Below are 13,262 nucleotides of genomic sequence, written 5' to 3' on the forward strand. Positions count from 1 at the left end.
CGAGGACGCGAGGCCGTCCGACGGGGTTTTCGCCAGTTTACCGAAATGCCTGGAATCGCCACCAGCGCCGAGTAGAGAAGACCGAAAAAAAACGACGAGTGCGGTGTTTCACCTCCTTCCCTGTTCTTTTTCGCCGCGCCTCTGCCCGCCACCGTCGCTTCCGCGCAAGCTGGCGAATGCTTCGGAAACATCTGCCTTGGACATGAATGCGCCAGCTCCCGACGTGGAGCTCGCGAAAAATGCAACCCGTTGCGGATTCAGCGCGCGGCAGCACCCGAATTATCAGGGATACGTGCAGGGTGGAGATGCACAGACCTCGGACCGTGTAGCACGGCATCCGGCCACCGGCCTTCTGACAACGGCCTGGCGAGCGGACCCGCTGTTTTCCAGATGCCCACGGGCGTCCACGGCCCCCTGGCTGATTCCTCCTCCTGAACTGAGTGCACATGCAGCAAATCAGGACGCGTCGTCGCGACCACGGCAGGCTGGGCAACCGGCTGGTGCCGAACGTCGCTGGACACGGGGGTGGCCCGCCACCCTTTGCGCACCTTGGCACCGACCATGAGAAGTCGTGTGTGCCGAACGCCGTTTCCGGCAGCCCGGAAACCGACGGTACAACATGAAAAGAATGCTGATTAACGCGACTCAACCCGAAGAGTTGCGTGTAGCCCTGGTGGACGGCCAACGTCTCTACGACCTGGACATCGAGTCCGGCGCGCGTGAGCAGAAAAAGGCCAACATCTACAAAGGCAAGATCACCCGGATCGAACCCAGCCTCGAAGCGGCTTTCGTCGACTTCGGTTCCGAACGCCACGGCTTCCTGCCGCTGAAGGAAATCTCCCGCGAGTACTTCAAGAAGGCCCCCGAAGGCCGCGTCAACATCAAGGAAGTGCTGAGCGAAGGCCAGGAAGTCATCGTCCAGGTCGAGAAGGAAGAGCGCGGCAACAAAGGCGCCGCCCTGACCACCTTCATCAGCCTGGCTGGCCGCTACCTGGTGCTGATGCCCAACAACCCCCGCGCCGGCGGTATCTCCCGCCGCATCGAAGGCGAAGAGCGCAACGAACTGCGCGAGGCCCTCAACGGCCTGACCGTCCCCGCCGACATGGGCCTGATCGTGCGCACCGCCGGCCTTGGCCGCAGCAGCGAAGAAATGCAGTGGGACCTCGACTACCTCCTGCAGCTGTGGACCGCCATCAAGGAAGCCTCCCAGGACCGCGCCGCGCCTTTCCTGATCTACCAGGAAAGCAACGTCATCATCCGCGCCATCCGCGACTACCTGCGCCAGGACATCGGCGAGGTGCTGATCGACAGCATCGACGCCCAGGAAGAAGCCCTGACCTTCATCCGCCAGGTGATGCCGCAGTACGCCAGCAAGGTCAAGCTGTACGAGGACAGCGTCCCGCTGTTCAACCGTTTCCAGATCGAAAGCCAGATCGAGACCGCCTTCCAACGCGTGGTCGACCTGCCATCGGGCGGCTCGATCGTCATCGACCCGACCGAGGCCCTGGTGTCCATCGACATCAACTCGGCGCGCGCCACCAAGGGTAGCGACATCGAGGAAACCGCCCTGCAGACCAACCTGGAAGCGGCCGAGGAAATCGCCCGCCAGCTGCGCCTGCGCGACATCGGCGGCCTGATCGTCATCGACTTCATCGACATGACCCCGGCGAAGAACCAGCGCGCCGTGGAAGAGCGCGTGCGCGAATGCCTCGAGGCCGACCGTGCCCGCGTGCAGGTCGGCCGCATCTCGCGCTTCGGCCTGCTGGAGATGTCCCGCCAGCGCCTGCGCCCATCGCTCGGCGAAAGCAGCGGCATCGTCTGCCCGCGCTGCTCGGGCACCGGCATCATCCGTGACGTCGAGTCGCTGTCCCTGGCGATCCTGCGCCTGATCGAGGAAGAGGCCCTGAAGGACCGCACCGCCGAGGTTCGCGCCCAAGTGCCGATCCCGGTCGCCGCCTTCCTGCTGAACGAAAAGCGCAACTCGATCACCAAGATCGAACTGCGCACCCGTGCGCGCATCATCATCCTGCCGAACGATCACCTGGAAACCCCGCACTTCGAAGTCCAGCGCCTGCGCGACGACAACCCGGACGTGCTGAACAGCCAGTCCAGCTACGAGATCGCGGCCGCCGAAACGGAAGAAGCGCCCCAGCCGACCGCAACCCGCACCCTGGTTCGCCAGGAAGCTGCGGTCAAGACCGCGCCGGCCCGCGCCAATGCACCGCTGCCGAGCACGCCCGAGCAACAGCCCGCCGCGCCGGTCGCAGCCGCGCCCAGCGTTCCCGAGCCGAGCCTGTTCAAGGGCCTGGTGAAATCCCTGGTCAGCCTGTTCGCCGGCAAGGAAGAGCCTGCCGCCGCACCAGCCGCCACCCCCGCCAAGCCCACCACCGAGCGCACGCAGCGTAACGAGGAGCGCCGCAACGGCCGCCAGCAGAGCCGCAACCGCGGTGGTCGCCGCGAGGAAGACCGCAAGCCACGCGAAGAGCGCAGCGAGCGCGCCCCACGCGAGGAGCGCCAGGCGCGTGAAGAACGTGCACCACGCGAGGAGCGCCAGCCGCGCCAGCCACGCGAAGACCGTCGCGGCAACCGCGAGGAGCGCGTTCGCGAACTGCGCGAGCCGCTGGATGCAGCCCCTGCCGCCCGCGAGGAGCGCCAGCCCCGTGAAGAGCGCGCCCCACGTGAGGAACGCGCACCGCGCGAAGAGCGCGTAACCCGCGAGGAGCGTGCGCCACGTGAAGAACGCGCACCACGCGAGGAGCGTGCGCCCCGTGAAGAGCGCGCCCCACGCGAGGAACGCGCACCGCGCGAAGAACGTGCTCCACGTGAGGAACGTGCACCGCGTGAAGAGCGTGCGCCACGCGAAGAACGTGTCGAGCGCGAAGAGCGCCAGCCACGTCCGCCACGTGAAGAACGTCAGCCACGCGCTGCCGAGCAGGCTGCCGAAGCGGCCGAGGAGCAACTGCCGAACGAGGAACTGCTGCAGGACGAACAACAGGAAGGCACCGATGGCGAACGCCCACGCCGCCGCTCCCGTGGCCAGCGTCGTCGCAGCAACCGCCGCGAACGCCAGCGCAACGCCAATGGCGAGCTGATCGAAGGTGGCGAGGAAGAAGCCAGCGGCGAGCAGCAGCCACAGCCACACAAGGCCACCGAGCTGGGTGCCGAACTGGCTGCCGGCCTGGCCGTGACCGCTGCCGTCGCCAGCAGCAACATCAGCGCCGAAGCCGAGGCCCAGGCCAACCAGCAGGCAGAGCTCGCCACTGCCGTTACCCGCGAGGCCGAAACCGTCAGCCAGCCAGCCGAACAGGCTGCCCAGGCCGAGGAAACCGCCGCCGCCCCAGTGGTCGAGCAGCCGGTCAGCGAACCTGTCGCCGTGGTCGAGCCAAGCGCCGAGCCAGTGGTCGAAGTCGTGCCGCAGCCCGTTACCGAAGCTGAAGCTGTCGAGCAGGCGCCTGCAGTCGAAGGCGGTGAAGCCGAGCCAGCAGTGGTCGCCGAGCAGGCGCCGGTCGAGACGCCAGTCGTCGAGCAACCAGCCGCTGTCGTCGAGGCCACGCCGGAAGTGACCGAGGCCTCCCCGGCCGCCGCCGAGCCAACCCCAGCCGAAGCCCCAGCCCCGGCCGAGCCCGCCACCGTGATGCTGCCCAACGGCCGCGCCCCGAACGACCCGCGTGAAGTGCGTCGTCGCAAGCGCGAGGCCGAAGCTGCAGCAGCGGCCGCCGCCGCTGCCGCCGCTGCCCAGGCGGCGGCACAGCAGGAGGCCCAGCCCGAAGCGGTCGAGCAGCAAGCGCCTGCGGCCGAGCAACCGGAAGTGGCCGAGCAACAGCCCCTGGAAACCACCGAGGAGCACAAGCCTCACCACGGTTGATGCCATCGGCTGAATGAAAAAGCCCCGCCAGTGCGAACTGGCGGGGCTTTTTCATCGGGGAAACCAAAGACCGAAAGCACAACAAGGACCCCGTGGGAGCCGGCTTGCCGGCGATCGGCTGCGCAGCAGCCGCCTCGGTCAATACAGGTTCGGCTCCATCTCCAACTCGACACCGAACCGTTCCAGGATATCGGCCTGGATCCTGCGCGCCAGGTCATGCAACTGCGCCCCGCTCGCCTGGCCATAGTTGACCAGCACCAGCGACTGCAAGCGATGCACCCCCGCATCCCCTTCCCGGTACCCCTTCCACCCCGCCTGCTCGATCAACCAACCCGCCGCCAGCTTCACCTGGCCGTCGGCCTGTGGATAGGCCACCAGGTTCGGATAGCGCGAGCGGATCCGTTCGGCCAGCGCCGCCGGCACCACCGGGTTCTTGAAGAAGCTCCCGGCATTGCCCAGCTCGGCAGGGTCCGGCAGCTTCTCCCGGCGAATGCTGCAGATGGCTTCGCTGATGGCCTGTGCGGTCGGCTGCTCGACACCCTGCTCAGCCAGGCGCTGACGCACCGGCCCGTAGTCCAGGTGTGCCTGCAATGTACGCGTCAGGGCGAAGCGTACCCGCAGGATCAACCAACGCCCCGGGTTGCGCTTGAACAAACTGTCCCGGTAGGCAAAGGCGCACGCCTCCAGGCCGAAGTCCCGCAACTCGCCGGTTTCCCGGTCCAGCGCGGTCAGCCCGGCGAACACATCCTTGATCTCGACCCCATAGGCGCCGACATTCTGCATCGGCGCGGCGCCCACGGTGCCCGGTATCAGACTGAGGTTCTCCAAACCGCAGAAACCCTGCGCCAGGCTCCACTGCACGAAGGGGTGCCAGGGTTCGCCGGCCTCGGCCTCCACCACCACCCGCTCGCCATCGTCGTGCAACACTCGCCGGCCATGGCTGGCCATGTGCAGCACCAGCGCGTCGACGTCACGCGTGAGCAGCAGGTTGCTGCCACCGCCGAGCACCAGCACCGGCACCTGCCGCTCGCCTGCCTCGGCCAGGGCCTGGCGTATCGCCTCGTCGCTGCACGCCTGGGTGAAGTAACGCGCCGTTACATCGATGCCGAAGGTGTTGTAGGGCTTGAGCGACACCCGCTCCTGCCAGCACGCCGTCATAGCCGCCCCTTGATTTCCACGACCAGCTCTCGGCAGGCGGCCTCGATCAGGTCCAGCACCTGCTCGAAGCCTTCGGCGCCACCGTAGTAAGGGTCCGGCACCTCATCCAGGGCGGCGCCGTAGCGCCGTAGGAACAGGTCGAGCTCACCGCTCGCGGTGTGCGGGCGCATGGCCTGCAGATGACCGAGATTGTGCTTGTCCATGGCCAGGATCAGGTCGTACTCACCGAAGTGGGCCACCTGGACCTGCTGGGCACGCTGACGCGACAGATCGTAGCCACGCGCCAGGGCGGCGCGGCGGGTACGGCCGTCGGGCGCCTTGCCGACATGCCAGTCACCGGTGCCGGCCGAGGCTACATGGACCTGCGCGGCGAGCCCTTCCGCTTCGAGCTGGTGACGCAGCACGCCTTCGGCGGTCGGCGAGCGGCAGATGTTGCCCAGGCAGACGAACAAAATGCGCATCAGGCCTCCAGCAAGCGCCGCACGCGCTCCAGGTCTTCGGGGGTATCGACACCCACGGCCGGGGCCTCGAGCGCATCGGCGACATGGATACGCACGCCGTGCCACAGGGCACGCAACTGCTCCAGCGACTCGGCTTGCTCCAGCCAGCAGGGGCCCCAGGCGACGAAGTCCTGGAGAAAACCCACGCGGTAGGCGTACATGCCGATATGCCGACGGTAAGGCACCGCCTCGGGCAGGCTGTCGCGATCCTTGGCGAAGGCATCCCGCGCCCACGGCAGCGGCGCACGGCTGAAGGTCAGGGCCAGGCCGTTCTTGTCGCTGACGACCTTGACCGCATTGGGGTTGAACACCGCTTGCGGCACGTGGATCGGCTCGGCCAGGGTGGCGATGCCCGCTTCCGGGTGTGCCGCCAGGTTCACCGCCACCTGGTCGATGATCGACGGCGGGATCAGCGGCTCGTCGCCCTGGACGTTGACCACGATAGCGTCGGCAGGCAGTTCCAGGCGCACGGCGACTTCGGCCAGGCGATCGGTACCCGACTCATGATCGGCGCGGGTCAGCAGCACTTCGGCGCCGAAAGCCTCGCAGGCCTGGACGATGCTCGTATCGTCGGTGGCGATGACCACACGGCTGGCGCCGCTCTTGCGCGCCTGCTCCCACACGTGCTGGACCATCGGCTTGCCGGCGATCGGCAGCAGCGGCTTGCCCGGCAGGCGCGTGGAACGCAGGCGGGCGGGAATCACCACGGTGAAGTTCAGGCTCATTTGTCCAGACGCTCTTCGTCGGTCAGGGTGCGCGCTTCGCTTTCCAGCATCACCGGGATGCCGTCGCGGATCGGGTAGGCCAGGCCCGCGCCCTTGCTGATCAGCTCGGTCTTGTCGGCGCTGAGCTTGAGCGGGCCCTTGGTGATCGGGCAGGCCAGGATGTCGAGCAGTTTGGTGTCCATGGAAGCTTCCTTGAGGCCAATGGCCGGAAATTGACGATGATTCAGGGCTGCCGGTGCGTGGGCAGCAGGCGCGCGAGCTGGCTGTCGAACCAGGCAATGAAGGCTGGCGATGGCACGGCGTCGACCGCCAGGTACCACCAGTCGTCGCTGGCGAACCCACGGCATTTCACCGCATCCTTTTCGGTCATCACCAGCGGCAGCGGCGGGCTGAAGGCCAGGCTTTCGGCGCTGAACTGCGCATGGTCGGCGAAAGGGTGCGGCACCGGCTGCCAGTTTAGCCCCTGCAGGGTGTCGAAGAAACGCCGTGGGTTGCCGATGCCGGCCACGGCATGCACGGCCTGGCCGGCGGCGAAATGATCGAGGGCGCAGCGCTCGCCGCTGCGCAGGTTGACCAGGGCGCTGGGCTGCAAGCGGAAGGCGAAGCCGTTGTCGCGGTCGGCTTCGGCGCCGTTGTACAGCACGGCGTCGGCCTCCAGCAGGCGCTCGGCCGGCTCACGCAGCGGGCCGGCCGGCAGGCAGCGGCCATTACCCAGGCCGCGGGCGGCATCGATCAGCACCAGTTCCAGGTCACGGGCCAGGCGATAGTGCTGCATGCCATCGTCGCAGAGGATCAGGTCCAACGGCTCGCTGGCCAGCAGCGCCTGCACGGCGCGGGAGCGGTCGGGGTCGATCATCAGCGGCACGCCGGTGCGCTGGACGATGAGCAGCGGCTCGTCGCCAGCCTGTTCGGCGCCTTGGCCGGCCTCGACGCGCCAAGGCAAGCGGGGTGGCTTGGCGCCATAGCCACGGCTGACCACCCCCACCCTGAGCCCTTGCCGGCGGCAGTGCTCGACCAGCCAGAGGATCATCGGCGTCTTGCCAGTGCCGCCGACGGTGATGTTGCCCACCACGATCACCGGCACCGGTGCGCGGTAGCTGGCGCTGCCGCCCTCGAGAAAACGTGCGCGCTTGCGCGTCACCACACGCCGGTACAGGGCCTCGAGCGGCCGCAGCAAGGCCAGGGCCGGGTGCCCGGTGTACCAGGCGGCGAGCAGGCGGTCGGCGAAGGCCATCAGGGGGTCCCCTGGGCCGCCTCGACGGTGGTCATGCGCAAGTGGCTGAAGCCGAGTTTGCCGGCAGCATCCATCGCGGTGACCACGGCCTGGTGCGGGGTACGGCCGTCGGCGCTGATCGCCAGGGGCAATTCGGTGTCGCCGCCAGACTCCCGTTGCAGCGCCTCGACCAGGGTGGTCAGGTCGCTCTTGGGCAGCAGGTGGTTGTTGACCGAGTACACGCCATCGGCGCTGATGGTGACCTCCAGGCGCTTGCCCTCCTCCGGCGGCGCCTGCTCGGCACTGGCGGCTTCGGGCAGCTCGACGCGCAGTTGGGTCTCGCGGGTGAAGGTGGTGGTGACCACGAAGAACAGCAACAGCACGAACACCACGTCGATCAACGACGCCAGGTTGATGTCGACGTTCTCCCGCTGCCGATTGCGCCGGAATTTCACGCCTTGCCTCCGGCCACTTCGACTTCGCGATCGCCCTGCAGCACCTCGACCAGCTTGATCGCCTCCTGCTCCATGCCCACCACCAGCTCATCGATGCGCCGCTGCAGGAAGCGGTGGAAGAACACTGCCGGGATACCGACCATCAGGCCAGCGGCGGTGGTGACCAGGGCCTTGGAGATACCACCGGCGAGCACCGCGGGATTGGCGGTCATCTGCGTGCCCATGAAGGCGCTGAAGATGTCGATCATGCCCAGCACCGTGCCCAGCAGGCCCAGCAGCGGCGCCATGGCGGCGATGGTGCCGAGGGTGCTGATGTAGCGCTCCAGCTCGTGGATGACCCGCGAGGCGGCCTCCTCGATGCATTCCTTCATGATCTCGCGGCCATGCCGGGAGTTGGCCAGGCCCGCGGCGAGGATCTCGCCCAGCGGCGAATCGGCACGCAAGGCCTTGAGCTTGTCACTGGTCAGTTGCTTGTCCTTGATCCACATCCACACCTGGCCCAGCAGGTGCGGCGGGGTCACGCGACTGGCGCGCAGGGTCCACAGGCGTTCGGCGACGATAGCCATGGCGGCGATGGAGCTCAGAATGATCGGCAGCATCATCCAACCGCCGGACTTGACCAATTCCCACACGTTGAACATCCCCTTGGAAAAAGGTCGCCACTCTACCATAGGCGCGAGGGGGGCTCATCTGCCGGAGGTCGCTTCGGTCTGCAAGCCCGAAAGGCTCTCGCCAGAAGCGCCGCTGCGCCCGCAGCCCTTCGACCTCGCCGTGGCGCCCCAGTACCAGCCGCAGTGCCCCGTCCACCGCCGTATCGTGAATCGCCAGCCCATGCCGCCGGTACCGCTCGATGACCTGCGGGTGCGGGTGCCCGAAGCCATTGCTCCGCCCCCGCGAGATCAGCACACCACGCGGCGCAGTGGCACGGATGAAAGCCTCGGTGGAAGAGCTGCGGCTGCCATGGTGCGGTGACTGCAACCAGTCGATACGCGGCCCACCGGTGGCATCCAGCCAGGCCCGTTCGGCACCCGCCTCGATATCCCCGGCCAACAGCAGGCGCTCGCCCTGGGCTTCGACCAGCAAGGTGCAGGAGCGATCGTTGCTCCCCTGCCCTTCGGGCCAGCGCCAGAGCGAGAAACGCACGCCGTCCCATTCCCAGCGCTGGTCGTTGCTGCACGCTTGTGCCTGCAACGCCTGTGGCAACGCCATCGCCTCGCCAGCGAGCACGCGGCCAACCGGCAAGCCGCGATGAATGGCCTGCGCGCCACCGGCATGGTCGGCATGGGCGTGGCTGATCAGCAGCAGGTCAAGGTGACTCACCCCCAGCTTGCGCAGGGTCGGTAACACCACGTGCTCGCCCAGGTCGGTGTCGCCCCAGGCGGGGCCGGCATCGTAGAGCAGGCTGTGGTTGCGGGTGCGCAGCAGCACCGCCAGGCCTTGGCCGACATCCAACTGCCAGACCTCCACCTGGCCCTGCGGTACTTGTTCCCTAGGCGCCCACAGGGCCAGCAGCATGACCAGCCCCAGGCCACGCAGAGGCACGCCCCGAGGCAACAACACCAGCACCGCCCCGGCGAGTACCAACAGCCAGGCCCAAAGCGGCAGGGATGGAGGCGTCCAGGCCGGGCGCCAGCCTGCCACCACGGCCAGCAGGCGAAACAGCAGATCGACCAAGCCACCGGCCAGCCACAGCAGCGCCTCGCCCAGCCCTGCCAGCGGCAGCAGCGCCGTCCCCAGCAGGGCCAGGGGTAGCACGGCCAGGCTTATCCAGGGTACCGCCAGCAGATTGACCAGCGGGGCGGTGAGGCTGACCGGCAACCCCAAGGCCAACAAGGCCGGCAACAGGCCCACGGCGATCACCCACTGGGCGCGGCTCCAGGCCTGCCAGGGCCGCCAGCCACCGAGACGGCCGCCAAAACAGTAGATCAGCACCGCCACCGCCGCGAACGACAGCCAGAAGCCCGGCAACAAGCTGGCCAGCGGCTCGACCAGCAGTACGCCCACCAGCGCCAGCAGCAAGGGAAACAAGGCACCGAGATGGCGAAAACGCAGGCGCCACAGCAGCACGGCCGCCAACATCAGGCACGCCCGCTGCACCGGTACCTGGAACCCCGCCAATGCGCCATAGCCCAGGGCCGCGAGCATTGCCAGGGCGCAAGCCCAAGGCAGCCAGGGCAAGCGCCTTGGCCAGGCGCCCAGACGCGCGGCCCCGGCCACCAGGCCATACACCAGCCCAGCCAGCAGGCCGATGTGCTGCCCGGAAATCACCAGCAGGTGCACCGTGCCGGTGGCCTGCAACACCTGCCATTGCTCACGCGCAAGCCCTGCGCCATCGCCCAGCACCAGCGCCGCCAGCACCGCCTCGCGCCCCTGGGCATTCACCGCCAGCAGACGCTGGCGCACGGCATCGCGCCAAGCCCCCGTGGCCGGTGCCAGCAACTGCCCGGCCTTGACCGTGCCCGTGGCGCCGATCCGCCGCGCCAGCAAGGTCGCCTCGCGGTCCGGGCCATGAGGGTTGAGCAGGCCATGGGGGCGCTTGAGCGTGACCGCCAGCCGCCAACGTTCGCCAGCCTTGACCGGCGGGCCGTCGAACCAGCTCAATTGCAGCCGCCGGGGCAAGCCCGCGCGGCGCGATACCGCCTCGTCCAGCTCGAAGCGCATGGCCCGCCCCGACTGGGCCGGCAGGCCCGTTACCCGCCCCTCCAACCACAGCGTACGGCCATCCAGCTCCGCCGCCAGGCGATCGTCCAGAGCCTGCTGTGCCGACCAGCAGGCCCAGACCAGGCCCAGCAGCAGGCAGCCCAGCGGCCAGCCGCGCGTACACAGGCATGCCAGGCCGGCCAGGGCCAGCACGAGCAGCCACCCGACCGATGGCAAGGCGGGGAGAAAGCCCAGGCTCAACAGCCCGAGCGCGAGCGCAAACATCCCTGTGCGCATGAGGTAAGGCTCCAGAAGCACAATCGCCTTCTGAGGCATAGACGAAATGGCGACAAAGCCCGCTCAACAATTGTCACAAACTCTGAACGAGGCTGTGCGGGAATCAGGGCATACTGAGCGCCTTCGACCCGCCGGGAGCCTACATGCCGCGCCGTCTTTTCAAACGCTACATGCCGGATCCGACCAGCATTCGAGAACACAAGTCCTTACGTTTTCTCGGCCGATTGCTGCACGATCCGAACCTCTGGCACCTGAACCGCCATTCAGTGGCGCGGGCCATGGGTGTCGGCCTGTTCGCAGCGCTCATCCCCCTTCCCATGCAGATGCTGCTGGCGGCCAGCCTGGCGATCCCGCTGCGTGGCAACCTGCCGATCGCGGTCAGCCTGGTGTGGCTGACCAACCCGCTGACCATGCCACCGGTGTTCTTCGTCACCTACATGACCGGCGCCTGGCTGATGCAGATCCCACCGCGCACCCTCCCCGACGAACTGACCTTCGAGTGGATCACCGCCCAGCTCGCCACCGTCTGGCAGCCGTTCCTGCTCGGTTCGGTGGTCTGCGGCGTGGTCCTGGGCGTGCTCGCCTACTTCGCGACCATGCTGTACTGGCGCTGGTGGGTGGGCCGGCAGTGGCGCCGGCGCAAGCAGCGGCTGTCAGGCACGCATGCCGCGGCCGCTGACCAGCAGGCGGACGCACAGCAGGTAGAGCACCGCGGTGGCCACCAGCATGAACGTAATCGCCGTGCCAATACGGATATCCGACACCCCTAGGATGCCGTAGCGGAACGAATTGACCATGTGCAGCACCGGGTTGGCCAGCGACACGGTCTGCCAGAACGGCGGCAGCAGGTTGATCGAGTAGAACACCCCGCCCAGGTAGGTCAGCGGCGTGAGCACGAAGGTCGGGATGATCGAGATATCGTCGAAGTTGCGCGCGAATACCGCGTTGACGAAGCCCAGCAGCGAGAAGATGGTCGCGGTCAACAGCACCACGACGATGGTCACGCCCAGGTGATGCACCTGCAATTGGGTGAAGAACAGCGACAGCAAGGTGACGATCACCCCCACGGCCAGCCCCCGCAGCACACCGCCCAGCACATAGCCGACGAGAATGGTGTGCGGCGACACCGGCGAGACCATCAGTTCCTCGATCGAGCGCTGGAACTTGCTGCCGAAGAAACTCGACACCACGTTGCCGTAGGAGTTGGTGATCACCGACATCATGATCAGCCCCGGGACGATGTACTCCATGTAGCTGAAGCCGCCCATGTCGCCGATCTGCCGGCCGATCAGGTTACCGAAGATCACGAAGTACAGGACCATGGTGATCGCCGGGGGCAGCAGGGTCTGTGGCCAGATGCGCAGGAAACGCCGGACTTCGCGGTAGACGATGGTATTGAGGGCGACCCAGTTGGTGCGCAGTTCCAGGTTCATACGGCCACCTTCGACAGGTTCTTTTCCACCAGGGCCACGAACAGTTCCTCGAGTCGGTTGGTCTTGTTGCGCAGGCTCTGCACCTCGATGTTGCGCAGCGCCAGCTGGCCGAACAGCGCGGTGATACCGATGTCCTTGTCCACTTGCACCTCGAGGGTGTGCGGGGTGATCAGCCGGCACGGATAGCCCTCCAGCGCCGGTGCGGCGGGCAAGTCGTGCTTGAGGTCGAGGACGAAGGTCTCGACGTGCAGCTTGCCGAGCAGCTTGCGCATGCTGGTGTTCTCGACGATGGTGCCGTGGTCGATGATGCCGATGTTGCGGCACAGTTGCTCGGCTTCCTCCAGGTAGTGCGTGGTCAGGATGATGGTGATGCCCTTCTGGTTCAGCTCGGTGAGAAAGCTCCACATCGAGCGGCGCAGCTCGATGTCCACCCCGGCGGTCGGCTCGTCGAGGATCAGCAGGCGCGGCTCGTGGATCAGCGCCCTAGCGATCATCAGCCGGCGCTTCATGCCACCGGACAGCGAACGCGATGGCACGTCGCGCTTGTCCCACAGGCCGAGCTGGGTCAGGTACTGTTCGGCGCGCTCCTTGGCCAGCTTGGCCGGGATACCGTAGTAACCCGCCTGGGTGACGACGATATCGAAGGTCTTCTCGAACTGGTTGAAGTTGAACTCCTGGGGCACCACGCCCAGGCAGCGCTTGAGCGCCGCAGGCTCGCGGTCCAGGTCGTGGCCGAAGACACTCACCGTGCCGCTGGTCTTGTTCACCAGGGTCGAGAGAATGCCGATGGTGGTGGATTTGCCGGCGCCGTTGGGGCCGAGCAAGGCGAAGAAGTCGCCCTCGGCAACCTCCAGGTCGATGCCCTTGAGGGCCTGGAAGCCATTGCCGTAGGTCTTGGTCAACTGTCGTATGGACAGGGCGGAACTCATAGCGGGTCACTTACCGAAGAAAAAGGTGCAGGACACGCCAGGTAAAG

11 protein-coding genes and 1 pseudogene are annotated in these 13,262 nt (G+C 67.1%); 2 read left to right on the forward strand and 10 right to left on the reverse strand.

Annotated features, from left to right (window positions below; all coding sequences use genetic code 11):
- Positions 1–619 precede the first annotated feature (619 nt).
- Positions 620–3,865, forward strand: a complete 3,246-nt coding sequence (gene rne / locus ABFA30_RS20855; protein WP_410045861.1) for a ribonuclease E — start codon at positions 620–622, stop codon at positions 3,863–3,865.
- 138 nt (positions 3,866–4,003) lie between these two features.
- Here rne and murB read toward each other — a convergent pair whose 3' ends face one another.
- From murB to ABFA30_RS20895, 8 genes and pseudogenes are all read right to left on the reverse strand, one after another.
- Positions 4,004–5,023: a UDP-N-acetylmuramate dehydrogenase gene (murB, locus tag ABFA30_RS20860; RefSeq protein ID WP_225787061.1), complete on the reverse strand. Its 1,020-nt coding sequence runs from the start codon at positions 5,021–5,023 to the stop codon at positions 4,004–4,006.
- Positions 5,020–5,484 carry a low molecular weight protein-tyrosine-phosphatase gene (locus ABFA30_RS20865; RefSeq protein WP_410045862.1) on the reverse strand — a complete coding sequence of 155 codons (465 nt, stop codon included), beginning with the start codon at positions 5,482–5,484 and terminating at the stop codon, positions 5,020–5,022. Before ABFA30_RS20865 ends, murB begins: the two co-directional genes overlap by 4 nt.
- A complete protein-coding gene (gene kdsB, locus ABFA30_RS20870; protein ID WP_410045863.1) occupies positions 5,484–6,248 on the reverse strand; it encodes a 3-deoxy-manno-octulosonate cytidylyltransferase in 765 nt (254 codons plus the stop codon). Before kdsB ends, ABFA30_RS20865 begins: the two co-directional genes overlap by 1 nt.
- Positions 6,245–6,430 carry a Trm112 family protein gene (locus tag ABFA30_RS20875; RefSeq protein WP_011532874.1) on the reverse strand — a complete coding sequence of 62 codons (186 nt, stop codon included), beginning with the start codon at positions 6,428–6,430 and terminating at the stop codon, positions 6,245–6,247. Before ABFA30_RS20875 ends, kdsB begins: the two co-directional genes overlap by 4 nt.
- Before the next feature lie 41 nt (positions 6,431–6,471).
- Complete coding sequence (lpxK, locus tag ABFA30_RS20880) at positions 6,472–7,482, reverse strand: tetraacyldisaccharide 4'-kinase (RefSeq protein ID WP_410045864.1); 1,011 nt, start codon at positions 7,480–7,482, stop codon at positions 6,472–6,474.
- Positions 7,482–7,916 carry an ExbD/TolR family protein gene (locus ABFA30_RS20885; protein WP_225787065.1) on the reverse strand — a complete coding sequence of 145 codons (435 nt, stop codon included), beginning with the start codon at positions 7,914–7,916 and terminating at the stop codon, positions 7,482–7,484. The genes lpxK and ABFA30_RS20885 overlap by 1 nt, the downstream gene beginning before the upstream one ends.
- On the reverse strand, positions 7,913–8,548 hold the full coding sequence (locus tag ABFA30_RS20890; protein ID WP_410045865.1) for a MotA/TolQ/ExbB proton channel family protein: 636 nt from the start codon (positions 8,546–8,548) through the stop codon (positions 7,913–7,915). Before ABFA30_RS20890 ends, ABFA30_RS20885 begins: the two co-directional genes overlap by 4 nt.
- A gap of 94 nt (positions 8,549–8,642) precedes the next feature.
- Positions 8,643–10,853: pseudogene (locus ABFA30_RS20895) on the reverse strand (DNA internalization-related competence protein ComEC/Rec2); the annotation flags it as partial.
- Between the two features lie 143 nt (positions 10,854–10,996).
- Here ABFA30_RS20895 and ABFA30_RS20900 point away from each other — a divergent pair.
- The gene (locus tag ABFA30_RS20900) at positions 10,997–11,623 is read left to right on the forward strand and encodes a DUF2062 domain-containing protein (RefSeq protein WP_410045866.1); all 627 of its coding nucleotides are present in this window, start codon (positions 10,997–10,999) and stop codon (positions 11,621–11,623) included.
- On the opposite strand, the gene ABFA30_RS20905 is transcribed toward ABFA30_RS20900, so the two are convergent.
- A complete protein-coding gene (locus tag ABFA30_RS20905) occupies positions 11,507–12,286 on the reverse strand; it encodes an ABC transporter permease (protein ID WP_225787069.1) in 780 nt (259 codons plus the stop codon). The two genes, ABFA30_RS20900 and ABFA30_RS20905, sit on opposite strands and share 117 nt — an antisense overlap.
- Complete coding sequence (locus ABFA30_RS20910; protein ID WP_410045867.1) at positions 12,283–13,215, reverse strand: ABC transporter ATP-binding protein; 933 nt, start codon at positions 13,213–13,215, stop codon at positions 12,283–12,285. Before ABFA30_RS20910 ends, ABFA30_RS20905 begins: the two co-directional genes overlap by 4 nt.
- Between the last annotated feature and the right edge of the window lie 47 nt (positions 13,216–13,262).

Origin of the sequence: Pseudomonas sp. HLMP, from assembly GCF_046365545.1 — a bacterium.
GTDB classification, from domain to species: domain Bacteria; phylum Pseudomonadota; class Gammaproteobacteria; order Pseudomonadales; family Pseudomonadaceae; genus Aquipseudomonas; species Aquipseudomonas guariconensis_B.